Consider the following 17,131-nt stretch of genomic DNA (forward strand, 5'->3'; position numbering starts at 1 on the left):
CCGACTTTAGTCTGGGGGCAGTGGGTTTGTTTGCCTATCAGCTTTGCGCAGCACGTGTGGTCGCGGTCAGGATCCCGGCGCCAATGAGGAGTGAGCCTCCCACCTTGTTGGCCGCGCCGACCACCCGTTCGTTCCGGATGGCTGCGCGGGCACGGGATGCAATCAAGGCGTAGCCAAGGGCATTGGCGAAGGCGAGCACAAGGAAGGTCGTCTCGAACACCGCCATCTGGGTAAGGAAATCGGCGTTGGGATTGAGGAACTGCGGAAGGAACGCAACGAAGAAGATAATGCTCTTCGGGTTCAGCGCGGTGACGATCCAGGCATGGCCCAGCATTCGCGCCATGCTGGCGCCGCCGCTACGCGGCTTGGCGTTCAGTGCGCCGCCAGCTCGCCATAGTTTGATGCCGAGCCAGACCATGTAGGCGGCACCGGCCCATTTGAGGACGGTAAAGACCGTGGCCGACGCGGCCAACAGCGCGCCCAGCCCCAGCATCGACAGTGTCATCGCCGTGAAATCGCCGAGCGCCACGCCGACGGCCATCGGCAAGGCCGCCCGCCAGCCTTGGCCCAATGCATACGAGATCACGAGGAGAATGGTGGGGCCTGGTATGATCATCAGCAGCGCGGAAGCTGCGGAAAAAGCAAGCCACGTTTCCCAGGTCATCGGTCATCTCCCCTTGTTCGGGAAGAAGCAAGCCACAGCCGCTCGGCGTCGTCCAGCCTTTATAGGGCGTATTTATGCGATTGGAATATATGAATTATCCGGTCGGAAATTCAAACCCAAGATCGCGCGCGGCGAGATAGCCGCCCTCGCTCACCCGCGTCCAGGTAAGCGTTGTCTTGCGGTATTTCAGGTAGGACGCGACGATCCGCTTGGTCACGTCGTCTCCGTTGTCGAGCACGCCCTGGATCACTTCGCTGGACGCGTTGCCGAAAGCGATCAGCACGTCGCGCGAGAACTTCTTCAGCTGGACGTCATGCTCGTTGACCAGGGTCGCCAGGGCGGCCGGGCTGCGCCCGCTATATTCCGCCGCTGTCAGGCCGTTCTCGGCCATGCAGGCGGCGGCGACGATCTGCTTCAGATCGTCAGGCAGCGCCGCGAATTTGCCCTTGTTGACGATGCATTCCAGCCCGGTCCCGGGCTCCTGGAAGCCGGGCCAGTAATAGAATTTGGTGATCTTGTAGAGGCCGAGCGAAAGGTCGTTATAGGGCCCGACCCATTCTGCACCGTCGATGGCACCGTCCTGCAGCTTGGCGAACAATTCGCCGCTGGCCATCGGCATGACATCGACGCCCAGTTTCTTCAGCGCCTCGCCGCCATAGCCGGGAATGCTGAACTTGCGGCCCTTGAGGTCGGCGACATTGTTCACTTCCTTGAGGAACCAGCCGCCCATCTGCACGCCGGTGTTGCCGGCAAGGAAAGGCTTTACACCGGCAGCGTCGTAAAGCTCGTCCCACAATTCCTGCCCGCCGGCGAAATTGATCCAGCCGTTGAATTCGGTCGGGATTAGGCCGAAGGGAACGGCGCTGAAAAAGCCGGCGGCCGGCATCTGGCCGATGTGATAGAGCGAGAAATCATGGGCCATTTCGGCAGTGCCCTGGGACACCGCGGCAAAGCCCTGCAAGGGCGAGACCAGTTCGCCGCCGGCGAACACCTTGACCGTCAGCCGTCCGCCGGACAGCTGGTTGATCCGTTCGGCCAGGCGCTCGGCGCTGGAGCCAAGGCCGGGCAACCCTTTCGGCCAGGCCGTCACCATCTTCCATTCGATCCGATCCTGGGCGATGGCGGGCTTGGGAAACGAGCTGCCCATGGTTGCAGCACCCGCGGCACCAGCCGTCAGGGCACCGGTCAGAAAGCGACGACGTCGCATGGCAATCCTCAATCTGGTCAATCTGGGCCCTGCGCCATCCCGTTTTCCGGAGAAATCGGCGCTGTCCCGTCGGTCTGTCTCGGTGCGGAAACTAACAGGTCACAATCCGCAAGGAAAGCGGCCTCAAGGGCGGAGTTGGAGAAGCTGTTGGCGTCAATCTTCCCGGGGCAGTGCCGTCCAGCCATCCCGCCCATAGCCCTCAAGCGGCTGGAAGCGTCGTTTGTAATCCATCTTCGCGCTGCCCTTGACCCAATAGCCGAGATAGAGATAGGGCAGGCCGGATTGGCGGACGAGGTCGATAAGCCGTAGGACGACGAAGCTGCCCAAGCTGTTGCGTGCCTGATCCGCCGCGAAGAAGCTGTAGACGGCGGAAATTCCGTCGGAACTCCAATCCGTCAGACAGGCTGCAATCAGGTTCCGGGCCCCGTCGCGAAATTCGATCATGCGCGTATCTATCGGGCTATCCGCGATCATGCTGGCATAGTCCTGCGGGCCCATGCCGACCATTTCACCGTCATTGTGACGCAAGTCGAGATAGCGGCTGAAAAGCTGGTACTGCTCCTGCGTCGGATGTGCCGGCCGGATTTCCGATACCAGATCCGCATTGCGCGCCAGCACCCGGCGAAGCGAGCGCGAAGCATGGAAATTGGCGACATCGATCCGCACGGGCACACAGGCCTGGCAGCCCGCACAGGCCGGCCGATAGGCGATCGAATGGCTGCGGCGGAAGCCGGCGCGCGAGAGCAGCTCGAACAAGTCCGTCGCCTGGCTGCCGGACAGTTCGGTGATGATCTTGCGTTCCATCCGGTCAGGCAGATAGGGACACGGGACCTCGGTGGTCACCATGAAGCTGATCGGAAAGTTGCGGCTCTGCACGCTCATGGAATTAGTCTAAGCCAATCCTGACAGCGTTACCAGTATTGGAGGTGGGGGCGTTCAGGCGGGCCTGTTCCGCACCATGACGGTTCCGACCACGATGTCGTGGAGTAGTCGGGACCGTTCCGTAAAGAAGCCGATCAGAAGGACCGGTACGAAAATCGGCACGGTGGCAAAGAACATCGCCGTGGTGAGAAATGCCTGAACATGGTCGATCCGGCGCCCCTCCAAATTGACCAACCGTATTCCACAGGCGCGCATGCCGAAACTTGCCCCGGTCGGGCCACCCAGCAGGTAGGTGCATAGCAGGATGTGGATAACCACCGGCGCAAGGATAAAGGCAGGCAGAGAAACCAGCCCCAGTGTGCCCAGCGTGGCGACGCAATTGGCAAGCCAGAGTAGGATCGACAACACCGATACAATGACGAAGTCGATCATCGCCGCAACACATCGGCTGAGGAGAACACCCTCATAGCGGCGCAGGTCGGAAAGGTCGATTCCGGCCGTCGGCCGCGGCTCGAACTCCGCGTCGAAATCAGGTTGCCGGCGCGATTCCAGTGAACCCAGTTGAATGGAAGGTGGTTTGCGGTCAGTCACGGCTGCCGGCTTTCCTATCGCTTGTCATGAATGCGATATGTGCCGGCGGAAGTCCGGGCGCAAGGGCGTTTTGACGCGCTCACACGATTGTCAGCCGCCGGACCCGTTCCCCACGGGCGATGGCGGAACGATTTCCGCAGGTGGGCCCGCTGGCTCAGCTTGCGCTGGCGCTGGCGCCACGGTGTCGGTCGCACCCGGATTATCGTGCACTTCGCTGAGGAGGACGATGGAGATACGCCGGTTCTGCGGATCGTTCGGATTCTCCTTCACGAACGGATCGTTATCGGCCCGGCCGACGACATTGCGCACATGGCCGGGATCGACGCCGTTTTCCACAAGGACGCGTCGTGCCGCATTGGCTCGGTCGGAGGACAATTCCCAATTGGTGCGGCCGCCGGCGCCGACAAAAGGTGTCGCATCGGTATGGCCCGAAATGGCCAGCTTGTTCGGCATATCTTTGACGGCCTGCGCGACCAGGCCCAGCAACCGGCGGCTCTTCTCGGCCATATCGGCGCTGCCGGAAGCGAACATCGATTCCTTCTCCTTGTCGAGAAGCTGGATGCGCAAGCCTTCCGGCGTCTGGTCGATCTTCAGATTATCCTGCAGCCCGGAAAGATCCGGTGTCTGGGCGATCACCTGCTGAATCTGTTTTTTCACTTCTTCGAATTTCTTGGATTCCTCGGCCTTGAGGGCGGCCTCCGCCTCCTTGGCGTCGATTGGCTTTTCGCCTTGTGCTTCGGCGACGGGCGCCTCGCCTTCCTCCGTCTCGCCGGTGCCATCGCCGGTCTGGCCGGTGCCGTCCTCTTCGACATCGACTTCCGCCGCGGCACCGCCGCTGGTGGTTTCCATCACTTGCGGCTGGCCATCCATAACCGCGACGGTCGTCGAGGAGGAGGAAGTGGCAAGCGTCGGCTTGAAGTATTCGCCGATTGCTTTCTTTTGTTCTTCGGTCGTATTGCCGAGCAGCCACAGCAGCAGGAAGAAGGCCATCATCGCGGTCACGAAATCGGCATAGGCGACCTTCCACGCGCCGCCATGATGGCCGCCGCCCGATTTCTTGATGCGCTTGATGATGATTGGTCTTTCATCCGCCATCTGGCAGACCTTTCAGCGCGTTGCGTCTAGCGGATCAGGGCGCCGGCAGGGCGCTGACCGCCTGTTCGACTTCGTAGAAGCTGGGCCGTTCGGTCGACCACAGGACCTTGCGGGCAAACTCGACGGAAACGGCCGGCGGGTAGCCCTGCATATGGGCGAGCAGACCGGCCTTCATGCATTGGTAGTATTTGGCGTCGGCTGTATCCACACCATTGACCGAATTGGCGATCGGCGCGAACACGCCGTAGGACATCAAGATACCGAAGAACGTTCCGACCAGCGCCGCGCCGATGAGTTCACCCAGGATCTCCGGCGGTTCCGTGATCGAACCCATGGTGTGAATGACGCCCAGCACCGCGGCGACGATACCGAGGGCCGGCATGGCATCGGCGGTGTTTTGAATGGCATGCCCGCCGACATGGAGTTCGGCATGATGCGTTTCGAGCTCGGCGTCGATCAGCGTCTCGACCTCATTGGGATTTTCCGTGCCCAGGGTCATCATGCGCAGATAGTCGCACAGGAATTCGACGGCGTGATGGTCGTGCTGAAATTTCGGGAATTGAGCGAAGAGGGTGCTCTCGTCCGGCTTTTCGACATGCTGCTCGAGGGCCAGCATGCCCTTGGTCTTGGCCAGCCGGAACAGCTGATAGAGGACCGATAATAGTTCCAGATAATCGGCCTTCTTGTAGACGGGGCCCTTGATCGCCCGCTTGAAGGCGGCGCCTACGGCCTTGAGACCTGTCTTGGTGCTGGAAATGATGAGGGCGCCGATGGCGGCGCCCAGAATGATGACGAATTCCGATGGCTGCCATAGCACGCCCAGATGGCCACCATGCACCGCGTAGGCGCCGAAGACGCAGCCAAAGACGACAACGATACCAACAATGACCAGCATGGAATGCCGAAGCCCGCCCCTCTTGATTCCGCCCCAAGATCGCCGGTTTTAGTTAACACTTGGTTTAGGAGTCGGGGCAAGAGCTTGAATTGAGGTTCAATTCGGCTTTGAAGCGCCCGGTTGCATCATGGCGCTTCGGTGGGCTGCAGGATCAATTGTTCGACGCCGCCATCGCCGATCGTTCGGTATAGCCCATCGCGCCAGTTGGCCAGGCCGTCGGCAAAATGGGGTGAAAGGGGATTGCCCGATTGTCCGCCTGCCAGGGCGAAGAGCGCTTTGTCGGGAGCGGCGAAATCCATCAGGAATCTGAGGCCAGGGCCATGCACATGCGTCAGCGAAACGTCTTGGCGCGGTGGCATGGATGTGCCGCGGTTGACGGAGAAGAAATCGCCATCGGTCGGCAGGTCGGCGGCAAGCCAGTCGCCGATCAGCGGAAGATGCCGGTAGACCGGATGATTGAACGGCGCCCGGTGGCTGTCGCCCCAGCGCCATTTCGTGGTGTCCGCGCCATAGGCGGCGGCAAGGTCCTTGCGTGTATCGTCGAGCGCCGCGCGCACGATTTCGTCGCAACTTTCCTTGGCTGGACTATCAATATCGTCACAGGCGCGGCCATCATCGAGCGCCGCATCCAGGCGGTCTAACTGCCAGAACCACCAATCGGCAAAGTGGCCGCGCATTTCATCCTTCAGCAAACGCTTGGCGAGGCGGTCGACCCAGATCGTCGCAATAAGGGGTGCCGCTTGGTCGCGAGCCATTGTTCCGTCCCAGGCGGCCAGCATGGCAAGGTCCGGATCGGCTTGCGCCTGCTCGGCAAGATCGAGCCAATGTCGCACGAAAGCCAGCAGGGGAGCGGAATGATTGTCGGTTTGGATCGCCTGCATCGCTGCCAGATCCAGGAAATCCTTTGCGCCGAGGAGGCTGCGGATGCGTTTCGCGCGCCCGTCCTCCGGCCAGTCCGCGGTGATGAAGGGGCGGTAGCCCAGTGGCCGAATATCGTTGTTGGCGGTGACGAGGAAGTCGCCGCTGTCGCCGCGGAGCTGCGGCAGAGAGGACATCGGCAAGGTGCCGATCCAATCGTAGGTGCCGCTCCAGCCCGGGGCGGGCAGGCGGCTCTCCGCGAAAATGGCACGCCGCTCAGGCACGCGACCCGCCGCGACGAAACCGGTGACACCCTCGGCGTCGGCGTAGACGACATTCTGTTCCGGCGCGTGAAAATCGACCAGGGCGACTTCCAGGGCGGCGGCATCGCGCGCCCGGTTCATCGCCAGGATGCTCTCCGGCGTGCGGTCGCCTGGCAGCAAGGCCGTCCAGCTCAGGGCCAGGACGGTGTCAGGCGTCCCCGGATCGCCACCCAGATCCGATACGACAGGACCGTGGCGTGTGCTGCGGATGGTCAGTTCGACTTCCGGCGCACCCTTGATCGCGATCGTCTCTCGGCGGATGTCGAACGGCTTGGGCCCGTCCGGTGTTTCATACCGGTCGGGATGGCCCGTGACGAGCTTTTCCTCGAACAGGTCCTGCGTATCGCCATGGGTCGTGGTGAAGGTCCAGGCAACGTGCCCGTTGCTGCCGATCATGACGAAGGGTAGGCCCGGTGCGGTGGCACCGGTCCAGGTCATTTCCGGTGTCTCGATCCGCGCAAGATACCAGGTCGCGGGCAAGGCAAGGCCAAGATGCGGATCGTTGGCAATGAGCGGCTTGCCGCTGGCGCTTTTATGCGGACCTACCACCCAGCTATTGGAGGCTTCGCTCAATGGCTGGCGCCAGGCCGGGGCCCCGTCGCCATTCTGCGCGCGGGCCGGCGAAGGCGATGCCACGAGGAGATTGAAGAGGTAATCCGGCACTCCCCGCCGCAGGCTGCGATTGCTGACCTCCGCCTGCCAGTTGTTGGAGAGGTCAAGTGCCATCAGCCGGCCCCAGACCAGCGAATCCGCGGGCTGCCAGGGTTCCGGGCGATAGTTCAGCAGATAGAACTCCGGCGGCCAGGCGCCCTCATGCGCGGCGATGAAGGCATTCACGCCGGCGGCGTAGGCATCGAGGGCGGCCTTGAGCGCGGGGCTGGCGGCCCGAACCTGGTCCTCGGCCGACCGGTAAAGGCCCAGCGTGCGCATGAGGCGGTCGGTCTCCAGCGTGTCGGCGCCCAGCACTTCCGAAAGCCGTCCGGCCCCTAGCCGGCGCATGGCGTCCATCTGGAACAAGCGCTCCTGGGCATGGACGAAACCGAGGGCGAAATAGGCATCGGCCGAGGATTGTGCATTGATGGTGGCGATGCCGCGCTCGTCGCGGGTGACCGATATCTCGGCGGCAGGGCCGTTGAGTGCGATCGTTCCATCGGTCAGCGGCAGACTGGTGCGCAGCCACAGGAAACCGCCGATGCCGAGAACGATGACGAAAGCCAGGATTCCAACGAAGACACGCAGGAGCCAGCGGAGCCCTTTGACCATGGTCAATCCCTAAATCGCGTGACGGACGGAGCTTAGCGGCTTCAAGGGAAATCGGCCAGGATGCGGGTGCGATCTTCGTCGAGGTCCGGCGCGCGGGGGCGGCTGGTCGCCGCCGGGAAGCCTGAGAATTTGATCGGCGATCCGGCGACCCCAAGTGGTGCCACGCTTTCGTCCGCCACGGGAAGGACGACCTGACGGTGTTGCACCTGTGGGTCGTTGATGGCTTGGCCGATATCGTTGATCGGCGCCGACGGGATGCCATTGCGGTTGAACAGATCCAGCCAATGCGCCGTCGGCTTCTCGGTGAGGAAGAGTTCCAGCGTTTCCTTCAACTGCGCGACATTTTCAGACCTCTTAGCGTTGGTGGCAAAGCGCGGATCTTCGGCCAGATGCGCATGATCGATCACGCTGCAGAAGGTGCGGAAGAGCGAATCGTTGCCGCAGGCGATGACGACATGGCTGTCCTGCGTCCGATATGCCTCGAAGGGCGCGATGGAAGGATGGCGCGCGCCCATGGGTCTTGGCGCCTTGCCGGTGGAATAATAGCGGGCGATGGCGTTCTCCAGCAGCGCTAACTGGCTGTCCAGCATGGCGACATCGACCGTGATACCCTCGCCGGAGCGGTTGCGGTGATGGAGTGCCGAGACGATTCCCAGTGCCGTAAAGAGCCCGGCGCCGAGATCGCCGATCGAGGCGCCGACGCGCGTCGGTTCGCTGCCTTCATGTCCGGTGATGCTCATGATGCCACCCATCGCCTGGGCGATGATGTCATAGGCCGGCCGGTCGGCATAAGGGCCGGTCTGGCCGAAGCCGGAGGTCGAGGCGAAGATGAGCTGCGGATATAGCTGTTTCAGTTCGTCGGGTCCGAAGCCCAGGCGAGCCATCGTGCCGGGCCGGAAATTCTCAATGAGGACATCGGCGCGCTTCAGCAGCCGGTGCAGGATGGCCCGATCCGCCTCCCGCTTGAGATCGAGGGCAATCGATTCCTTGCCGCGGTTCTGGGCGATGAAATAGCCGCTCTTGCCCTTAATGAAAGGGCCATAGGCGCGGGAATCGTCGCCCTCGTTGGGGTTTTCGACCTTGATGACCCTGGCGCCGAGATCGGACAGCAGCATGGTGCAAAATGGCCCCGCCAGGACGCGCGTAAGGTCGACCACGATGATCCCTGCCAGCGGTCCTGTGGCAGGGCCCTGGTTAGCGCCACGCTGCGGCATGTCTAAGTTCCCCTGTTCATCCCTGGTGTCATTAATATGACTTGTTAATTGGGCATCTAGATAGCTGATCCGGGGGGCGGGTGACAACACCGGGGCTATGGGCTAGAAGCCAGGAAAGTCCGGCAAAAAGCCTCGGGAGCATGGCATGGCCAAGGAATTCGACAGCGTCCGCAGCATGATCGAGACTCTGAAACCCAGTTATCCGGTCTATTGCCTGCGGCCCGAGCTCATCGACCAGGCGGCAAGCCGCTTTCTCGAGCAGTTTCCCGGCCGTGTCCTCTACGCGGTGAAGTGCAACCCGCATCCGGAGGTTCTGCGTGCCTTGCACCGGGCCGGTATCCGTCATTTCGACACGGCGTCGCTGCCGGAAATCGCCCAGGTGCGCGAGAGCTTCCGCGACGCTGCCTGCTATTTCATGCATCCGGTCAAAGGCCGTGCGGTCATCGGAACGGCCGCGAAGGTCTATGAGATCGACACCTATGTCGTCGACCATCCGAGCGAGCTTACCAAGATTCTGGCTGAGACGGGCGGAGCCGAGGGTCTGACCATCTATGTCCGCTTCAAGACCCCGGCGGTCGATGGCGCGCTCTATCATCTGGCCGCGAAGTTCGGTGCCGAGCCGGACGATGCTGCGGCGATCCTGCGCGACGCCGCCTCGCGCGGGTGCCGCGTCGGCCTTGCCTTCCATGTCGGCTCGCAATGCCTGGTTCCCGGCGCCTATGCCGACGCCCTGAAGATCGCCGGCGAGATTCTCGAGAAGGCAAAGGTCGATATCGTCGGCCTCGATGTCGGCGGCGGCTTCCCCGCTGAATATCTCGGCACCAACATGCCGCCGTTCGAGGATTTCATCGCCGAGATCGAAGAGGGCGTCAAAAAGCTGAAACTGCGCCGCGATTGCGTGCTGATGTGCGAACCGGGACGCGCCCTCGTCGCGCCGGCGGTTTCGGTGGTGACCCAAGTGCAATTGCGCAAGGACGATCAGCTCTACATCAATGACGGCATCTACGGGTCGCTCTCGGAGATGGTCGATGCCGGTATCCGGCTGCCGGCGCGCGCGCATCGCCTGTCCGGCGCCTTTTCCGGCGCGCCCAAGGACTTCACGCTCAACGGTCCGACCTGTGATTCCCTTGATGTGCTGCCCTCGACCTTCTCCCTGCCGTCCGATATCGACGAAGGCGATTGGATCGAGATCGACCGTGTCGGCGCCTATTCCAACGCGCTTGCCACCCGTTTCAACGGCTTCACGCCGGAGACCTTGGTCGTCGTGCATGATCAGCCGATCGGGTCGGTGCGTTGATGCAGATGCGGCAGAATTCCTTTCTCGGCCTCAGCCCGGCTGGCTTTCACCGCATCGCTTATACCGAATGGGGCGACCCGGCTGCATCGCGCGCCATCGTCTGCTGCCACGGGCTCACGCGCAACGGCCGAGACTTCGATGCGCTGGCGGGTGAACTCTCCAAGCAGGCCCGCGTCATTTGCCCGGACATCGTCGGGCGCGGTCGCAGCGACTGGCTGCGCGATCCGTTGCACTATGGCTATCCGCAATATTGCGCCGACATGAGCGCGCTGATCGCGCGCCTCGATGTGACAGAACTCGATTGGGTGGGAACCTCCATGGGCGGCCTTATCGGCATGACGCTGGCGGCGCAGGCTGGCACGCCGATCCGCCGTCTCGTCGTCAACGATGTAGGGCCCTTCGTGCCTAAGGCCGCCTTGCTGCGCATCGCCGATTATGTCGGCCTCGACAACCGCTTCTCCTCGCTGACCGCGGTCCAGACGCATCTCAAGAAGGTGCTGGCGCCGTTTGGTCCGCTGACCGAGGCGCAATGGCAGCATATCGTGGCCTATGGCCATCGCCGGCGCGAGGATGGCACGTTCGGCCTCGCATACGATCCCGCTATCGCCGTCAACGTAAGGATGGCTGTGCAGGATTGGGATCTGTGGGCGCTGTGGGACCGGATCGCCCTGCCGGCATTGGTCCTGCGCGGGGCGGATTCCGATCTGCTCCTGCCCGCCACGGCGGAGGAAATGACCAGGCGCGGACCGCGTGCCGAACTGGTGACCTGGCCCGGCATGGGTCACGCGCCGGCGCTGATGGCCCAGGACCAGATAGACGTCGTGAAGGAATGGCTGACGGCGAACTGAGGATATTGCAGAAACTCGATCTGCCGCCCTTCCGTCCGTTGCGGCTATGGCGTGGCGGCGATCTGCAGACGCTGCGCAACTGGCTGCGTCCCCCCAAGGACAAGCTCGATCTCTGGCCCGGCGAAGGGTACATTTTCACCTGCCGGGATGGCAGCGGTGACCGGCTTATTGCCAAGCTCCATCGCCCCGCGCATCCCGGCAGGCGGCCGCTCGTCCTGCTGATCCACGGCCTTTCCGGCAGCGAGGACAGCTATTATTGCCGTGTCAGCGCCAGTCTTCTGCTGGAGGCTGGATATCCGGTCATGCGCCTCAACCTGCGCGGTGCCGGACCGGGCCGCGACTTCGCCAAGGGCACCTACCACGCAGGGCGCAGCGAGGACATCGCTTCCGTCATTACGGATATCGATCCGAAACTGAAGCGCCATGGAATCGTCGCCATAGGCTATTCGCTTGGCGGCAATGTGCTGCTGAAATATCTCAGTGAAGCCGGGACCGATGCGGATCTGCTGGGCGCCGTCAGTATCTCGGCGCCGATCGATCTGCGCGCCACGGCGCATTGCATCACCTCGAAGCGCAACCGGCTCTATCACGCCCATCTCATCGAGGGCATGCGCAAGGAACGGGGCAATGTCGCCAAGGATATCCGCACCATCACCGAATACGACAATCGCATCGTGGCGCCCGAGAACGGCTTTCGCGACGCGGAGGAATATTATGCCGAAAGCTCGGCGGCGCGGCGTCTGGGCGGTGTGCGCGTGCCGACCTTGGTCATTCATGCCTCGGACGATCCATGGATTCCAGTGGCCTGCTACGGCGAGGTGCGCTGGGGCGACAATCCGTATCTGCAGTTGAAGCTGCCGGCATCCGGCGGGCATGTCGGTTTCCACGGCCAGGGCCTCGACCGGCCCTGGTACGACATGGCTTTGTTGCGCTTCCTAGCGCTGCTTCACTAACCTTTCCGCCATCTCGATCGCCGAATAGGTGAGGATGCCGTCGGCGCCAGCGCGTTTGAAGGCGAGCAGGCTTTCCATCACGACACGGTCATTGTCGAGCCAGCCATTCTGCGCCGCCGCCTTGATCATCGCGTATTCACCCGAGACCTGATAGGCGAAGGTCGGCATCTTGAAGGCTTCCTTCACGCGCCACACGATATCGAGATAAGGGAGGCCCGGCTTCACCATCAGCATGTCGGCGCCTTCGGCGACGTCGAGCGCGCATTCGCGCAATGCTTCGTCGCCATTGGCGCTGTCCATCTGATAGGTGCGCTTATCGCCCTTGCCGAGCGACGATTTCGACCCGACCGCATCGCGGAAAGGGCCATAAAAGCCGCTGGCATATTTGGCGGCATAGGACATCAGCTTCACGCGCTGGTATCCCGCGGCATCCAGTGCATCGCGCAGGCGCCCGATGCGTCCGTCCATCATGTCGGAAGGTGCGGCGATATCGACGCCCGCTTCGGCCTGGGCCAGGGTCTGGCGGATCAGCACCTCAATGGTGGGGTCGTTGAGAATTTCGCCATTCCTCATCAGCCCGTCATGGCCGTGATCGGTATAGGGATCGAGCGCCACGTCGCAGATGATGCCGATCTCGGGCACAGATTTCTTCAGCGCCTTCACTGCCCGATTGCACAGATTGTCGGCGCGGAACGCCTCCTCGGCGCCTGGCGATTTCTTCTCGCGCGGGACCACCGGGAAGAGGGCGAGGGCGGGAATGCCAAGCTTGGCCGCTTTCTCCGCCGCCTTCAGCAAGGCCGGGATGGTCAGCCGGTCGACGCCGGGCATCGAGGGGACGGCCTCTTTCGCGGGGCCGCCTTCCTTGACGAAAACGGGCCAGATCAGATCGTTGACCGAAAGGGCGTTCTCCGCCACCAGGCGCCGCGACCAATCCTCCTGCCGGTTGCGGCGCATGCGGATGCGCGGAAACTGGCCAAAGGGCTGGCGCTTGGCGTGGCTATCGTGGCTGTGCTCGGTCATCTGGCGAAGGTTCCTGGGCGGCGGCTCTATGTCACTACGGTTACCGTCCGATACAACGGACCGAACCGGCGCGCAACGGGTGGTCGCGTCGCGGCCTCGTGGAAATAAGGCCGGCTCCACCGGAACCGGCCTCTTTCCAGCGAATTTTGCTGCTTACTCCGCCGCTTTCGCCGCGCCGGTGGCGGCATCCAGCGCCTGGCTGATATCGGCAAGGATATCGTCGATATGCTCAAGGCCGATGGACAGGCGGACGTAAGAGTCGGAGACGCCGCTGGAGAGCTGTTCTTCCGGCGACAGTTGCGAGTGCGTGGTTGAGGCCGGATGAATGGCCAGGCTCCGCGCATCGCCGATATTGGCGACATGATAGAGCAGCTTGAGGGAGTCGATGAAGCGGCGGCCGGCCTCGAGCCCGCCCTTGATCTCGAAGCCGAGCAGCGCGCCGTAACCGCCTTTCAGATAGGCGTCGGCGCGGCGCTTGTCTTCGCCTGTGGCAAGGCTCGGATGAATGACTTTGGTGACCGACGGATGGCCATTGAGGAAATTGGCCACGGCCTGCGCGTTCTTCACATGCTCGCGCATGCGCAGGGGCAGGGTCTCGAGCCCCTGGATGAAGAGGAAGGCGTTGAACGGGCTCATCGCGGCACCCAGGTCGCGCAGCAAGGTGACGCGCGCCTTGATGATATAGGCGATGGGGCCCAAGGGCTTCACGGCCTGCGTCCAGACGGCACCATGATAGCTGGGGTCCGGCTGGTTGAGACCCGGGAAACGCGCGGCATTGGCTTCCCAGTCGAAATTGCCGCCATCGACGATGGCGCCGCCGATCGAGGTGCCGTGGCCGCCAATGAATTTCGTGGTCGAATAGACGACGATCGCGGCGCCATGCTCGAAGGGCCGGCAGAGGACGGGTGCTGCCGTATTGTCCATGATCAGCGGCACGCCAAGCTTGCGGCCGATATCGGCCACTTCCTTGATCGGGAAAACGCGCAGCTTCGGATTGGGCAGCGTCTCGGCGTAATAGGCGCGGGTCTTGGCATCCGTTGCCTTGGCGAAGGCCTCCGGATCCTTCGGATCGACGAAGCGGACTTCGATGCCCTGGTCCTTCAGCGTGTTGGCAAAGAGATTCCAGGTGCCGCCATAGAGATCGGTCGAGGAAACGATATTGTCGCCGGCCTTGGCGATGTTCTGGATGGCCATCGCCGAAGCCGCCTGGCCCGAGGCGACGGCAAGGGCGGCGACACCGCCTTCAAGTGCCGCCAGGCGCTCTTCGAGCACGCCCGTGGTCGGGTTCATGATGCGGGTATAGATATTGCCGAAGCGCTTCAAACCGAACAGGTCGGCTGCATGCGAGGTGTCGTCGAACTGATAGGAGGTCGTCTGATAGATCGGCACCGCCACGGAATTGGTGGCACTGTCGCGGCGATGTCCGGCGTGCAGGACGATGGTTTCGGGATGCTTGCTGGCAGTCATTTCACGTCTCCAGAGTGTTATATTTTATGCGGCAAGTGAATTATTGTCTCGTAGGTTTATGGAAATCTCAAGGCGAGTGGGTGTGGCTTGACGTAGCAGGTCAAGGATCGGATCGTGCCGTTCGACGGTGATGCGCAGACGCTCCAGCGCATGGATGTCGGCCGCGCTGGTGAGCCGTGCTTCGGCGCGGATCGTGCTGGGCCCCGCACGCACACCGTCCCTGGCCGCCGCGAGGCCGTTGAGGTCGAGCCCCGCTTCGACGCGGATTTCCACATTGCTGAGCGCTATATCCAGGGCAGCGGCGAAGCGCCGGTAGGTCGCGGCCAGACTGCCGGCCAGGGCCTCCAGCACGCGCTGCACATGATCCACTTCGGGCCGCGCGGTTTCCGTGGCAGTGCCGGCCCGCGCCTTCAGCGTGATCTGCGCGCGCGAAGGGTCGCGCCGGATTTCATCCTGCAGGCGTGGGATCGTGGTGTCGGTATCGACGGTCATCGCACTCGTCCTCCAAAAGGCAACAATTCGCCCGGGGCCAAGGCATCGAAGCGCTTTAGCTCTTGGTGACGCGGTGCAAGCTGCCCCTCAAATCCCGCGGGTCCGTTGCCGGTGGACCAGGCCTGGAACGATAAAACCCGCCGCGTCTTCCTGGGACGGGCGGGCAGCCAAAACCGGTTTTCTTTTCAAAACCGCGCTTTAGCTGCATTTTTAACGCGCCCGCAAGCTGAGCTTCAAATCGGCGCGGGCCGGAGAATGGGCGCTTGGGCGCAGAGTGTCAAGCCGGCTTGACGCCGCCCCCTACTTGGCCGATGAAACCCGCCCGACCGCAATTCGAGCGACGAAAAGCCCATGAGCGCATTCCAAGACGTCCTGTTTTCCATCGAGAACGGCCATGGCCGCATCGTGCTCAACCGCCCGCAGGCACTCAACGCCCTGACGCTCGATATGATAGACGCCATCGGCGCCCAACTCGCGGCCTGGGAGATGCGCGCCGACATCAAGGCGATCGTCATCACGGGGGCCGGCGACAAGGCATTCTGTGCTGGCGGCGATGTGAAGGCGGTGCGAGAGGCAAAGCTGCGGGGCGACCTGGGGCTGCTCGAAGATTTCTACCGGCGCGAATATGCGCTCAATCACCGCCTGGCCACCTATCGCAAGCCGATCGTCGCCGTCATGGATGGGATCGTCATGGGGGGCGGGGCAGGGATCGCCTTCAACTGTTCGCATCCCGTCGTGACCCACAAGTCTCTCTTTGCCATGCCGGAATGCCGCATCGGCCTGTTTCCGGATGTCGGCGCCGGGCATTTCCTCAACCGCGCCTCGCCGGCTGTGGCGCTGGCCCTCGGCCTCACCGGCCTCACCCTGCGCGGGCCCGGAATCATCCGTGTCGGCCTTGCCAGATATTTCGTCGGCAGCGGCCGTGTGGGGGAGGTCGCGATCGACAATCTCGACGCGCTCAATCTGGCAGTCGATTCGGCCGGCATCGATGAGATGTTGCCCAAGATCGAGCCGGTCTTCGGCCTCAAGACCCTTGACGAGATCGTCACGGTTCTCGCTGCCCGGCGCGATCCCTGGGCGGTCGAGACGCTGAAGGCGATGAGGAGCTTCTCGCCGACCAGCCTGCGTGTGACCTTCGCCCATATCACCCGTGCTCGCGGCCAGGATCTCGCCGAGGTGCTGAAGACCGAGTTCCGCCTGGTGCAGCATTTCATGACCGCGCCCGATTTCTTCGAGGGTGTTCGGGCCCAGCTGATCGACAAGGATGGGGCGCCGAAATGGCAGCCAGCCGAGCTGGGCGCGGTCACGCCCGAGATGGTCGAACGGTATTTTACGCCCGTTCCGGGCCTGAAGGATTGGGCGCCGCCGACCCGTTAATATGGTTAAGAAGTCCTCTAACCGCTGTCCCGGTTGGGAAAATGTTGGCGGAAGCCGTTAGCGGACTGGCGCCGGATTAACCATTGCTTTACGATGGGTAGCTAGCTTGAGACCGACTCGCGACCATCAGGGGCGCGCTGCGCTATTGGGGATTAGCGGTGAAAAAAGCTTATTTGGAAACGATTGCGCTGGTTGAGCGCCTGCATCGCGAGTGCCTTGAAGTCATCAAGGCCGACCTCGATCGGCAGGGCATCCGGGATCTCAACAACGTCCAGGCCATGATCCTGTTCAATATCGGCGGCGATGTGCTGTCGGTGGGCGAACTGACGAACCGGGGCTACTATCTGGGTTCCAACGTCTCCTACAACGTCAAGAAGATGGTCGAGAACGGGTATCTTATCCAGGAACGCTCGCCGCATGACCGCCGCGCCGTCCATGTCCGCCTGTCGGAGAAAGCGTTGGCCGTCGTCCAGAAGATGCACGACATGTACGATAAGCATCTTCAGGCGCTCAATAATGAGCCCTTCAAGGATGGCGAGCTTGATGGCGTCAATCTCACCTTGCGCCGCCTGGAGCGTTTCTGGGCCGCTTCGATGGATTATGCCCCGCGCTAAGCGCTGCCTTTGCGGATGACGCGTCTTTTCCGGAGCTGATGACTTGACGCCGTTACGTCCGGCTTAAGTCG

The 17,131-nt window shown here is 62.6% G+C and carries 16 protein-coding genes and 1 riboswitch; of the genes, 5 read left to right on the forward strand and 11 right to left on the reverse strand.

Translation table 11 applies throughout. From position 1 onward, the window contains the following. Positions 1-37 precede the first annotated feature (37 nt). From ACE3TY_RS18425 to ACE3TY_RS18460, 8 genes are all read right to left on the reverse strand, one after another. On the reverse strand, positions 38-664 hold the full coding sequence (locus tag ACE3TY_RS18425) for a LysE family translocator (RefSeq protein ID WP_374655690.1): 627 nt from the start codon (positions 662-664) through the stop codon (positions 38-40). 94 nt (positions 665-758) lie between these two features. Further along, on the reverse strand, positions 759-1,871 hold the full coding sequence (locus tag ACE3TY_RS18430; RefSeq protein ID WP_374655692.1) for a TRAP transporter substrate-binding protein: 1,113 nt from the start codon (positions 1,869-1,871) through the stop codon (positions 759-761). A gap of 153 nt (positions 1,872-2,024) precedes the next feature. Further along, positions 2,025-2,753 carry an arginyltransferase gene (locus ACE3TY_RS18435; RefSeq protein ID WP_374655694.1) on the reverse strand — a complete coding sequence of 243 codons (729 nt, stop codon included), beginning with the start codon at positions 2,751-2,753 and terminating at the stop codon, positions 2,025-2,027. A gap of 54 nt (positions 2,754-2,807) precedes the next feature. Next, on the reverse strand, positions 2,808-3,344 hold the full coding sequence (locus ACE3TY_RS18440) for an RDD family protein (RefSeq protein WP_374655696.1): 537 nt from the start codon (positions 3,342-3,344) through the stop codon (positions 2,808-2,810). A 90-nt stretch (positions 3,345-3,434) separates the two neighbouring features. Beyond that, the gene (motB, locus tag ACE3TY_RS18445; RefSeq protein WP_374655698.1) at positions 3,435-4,439 is read right to left on the reverse strand and encodes a flagellar motor protein MotB; all 1,005 of its coding nucleotides are present in this window, start codon (positions 4,437-4,439) and stop codon (positions 3,435-3,437) included. Between the two features lie 34 nt (positions 4,440-4,473). After that, positions 4,474-5,334, reverse strand: coding sequence for a flagellar motor stator protein MotA (motA, locus tag ACE3TY_RS18450; RefSeq protein ID WP_374655700.1), 861 nt, complete (start codon positions 5,332-5,334; stop codon positions 4,474-4,476). Between the two features lie 125 nt (positions 5,335-5,459). Continuing rightward, entirely contained in the window at positions 5,460-7,778 is a 2,319-nt protein-coding gene (locus tag ACE3TY_RS18455; RefSeq protein ID WP_374655702.1) for a penicillin acylase family protein, read from the reverse strand. 41 nt (positions 7,779-7,819) lie between these two features. Further along, the gene (locus ACE3TY_RS18460; RefSeq protein ID WP_374655704.1) at positions 7,820-8,992 is read right to left on the reverse strand and encodes a CaiB/BaiF CoA transferase family protein; all 1,173 of its coding nucleotides are present in this window, start codon (positions 8,990-8,992) and stop codon (positions 7,820-7,822) included. 145 nt (positions 8,993-9,137) lie between these two features. Between ACE3TY_RS18460 and ACE3TY_RS18465 the strand changes: the two genes are divergently transcribed. Genes ACE3TY_RS18465 through ACE3TY_RS18475 form a run of 3 tightly spaced genes read left to right on the forward strand, consistent with a single transcriptional unit; the run spans position 9,138 to position 12,090 of the window. Next, on the forward strand, positions 9,138-10,289 hold the full coding sequence (locus ACE3TY_RS18465) for a type III PLP-dependent enzyme (protein ID WP_374655706.1): 1,152 nt from the start codon (positions 9,138-9,140) through the stop codon (positions 10,287-10,289). A 5-nt stretch (positions 10,290-10,294) separates the two neighbouring features. Next, complete coding sequence (locus ACE3TY_RS18470) at positions 10,295-11,137, forward strand: alpha/beta fold hydrolase (RefSeq protein WP_374655708.1); 843 nt, start codon at positions 10,295-10,297, stop codon at positions 11,135-11,137. Further along, positions 11,119-12,090 (forward strand): YheT family hydrolase, encoded by a 972-nt coding sequence (locus ACE3TY_RS18475; RefSeq protein ID WP_374655710.1) that lies wholly within the window; start codon positions 11,119-11,121, stop codon positions 12,088-12,090. Before ACE3TY_RS18470 ends, ACE3TY_RS18475 begins: the two co-directional genes overlap by 19 nt. Here ACE3TY_RS18475 and hemB read toward each other — a convergent pair. From hemB to ACE3TY_RS18490, 3 genes are all read right to left on the reverse strand, one after another. Then, positions 12,073-13,110 carry a porphobilinogen synthase gene (gene hemB, locus ACE3TY_RS18480; protein WP_374655712.1) on the reverse strand — a complete coding sequence of 346 codons (1,038 nt, stop codon included), beginning with the start codon at positions 13,108-13,110 and terminating at the stop codon, positions 12,073-12,075. The genes ACE3TY_RS18475 and hemB overlap by 18 nt on opposite strands. A 153-nt stretch (positions 13,111-13,263) precedes the next feature. Beyond that, entirely contained in the window at positions 13,264-14,577 is a 1,314-nt protein-coding gene (locus ACE3TY_RS18485) for an O-acetylhomoserine aminocarboxypropyltransferase/cysteine synthase family protein (protein WP_374655714.1), read from the reverse strand. A 24-nt stretch (positions 14,578-14,601) separates the two neighbouring features. After that, entirely contained in the window at positions 14,602-15,069 is a 468-nt protein-coding gene (locus ACE3TY_RS18490; RefSeq protein WP_374655716.1) for a hypothetical protein, read from the reverse strand. A gap of 179 nt (positions 15,070-15,248) precedes the next feature. Beyond that, positions 15,249-15,324: riboswitch (SAM riboswitch) on the reverse strand. Positions 15,325-15,420: 96 nt separating this feature from the next. On the opposite strand from ACE3TY_RS18490, the gene ACE3TY_RS18495 reads away from it, so the two are divergent. Both ACE3TY_RS18495 and ACE3TY_RS18500 read left to right on the forward strand, forming a co-directional pair. Next, the gene (locus tag ACE3TY_RS18495) at positions 15,421-16,446 is read left to right on the forward strand and encodes an enoyl-CoA hydratase/isomerase family protein (protein ID WP_374655718.1); all 1,026 of its coding nucleotides are present in this window, start codon (positions 15,421-15,423) and stop codon (positions 16,444-16,446) included. 158 nt (positions 16,447-16,604) lie between these two features. After that, positions 16,605-17,060, forward strand: coding sequence for a MarR family winged helix-turn-helix transcriptional regulator (locus tag ACE3TY_RS18500; protein ID WP_374655720.1), 456 nt, complete (start codon positions 16,605-16,607; stop codon positions 17,058-17,060). Positions 17,061-17,131 lie beyond the last annotated feature (71 nt).

This window comes from Dongia sp. (assembly GCF_041918875.1).
Classification (GTDB): Bacteria; Pseudomonadota; Alphaproteobacteria; order Dongiales; family Dongiaceae; genus Dongia.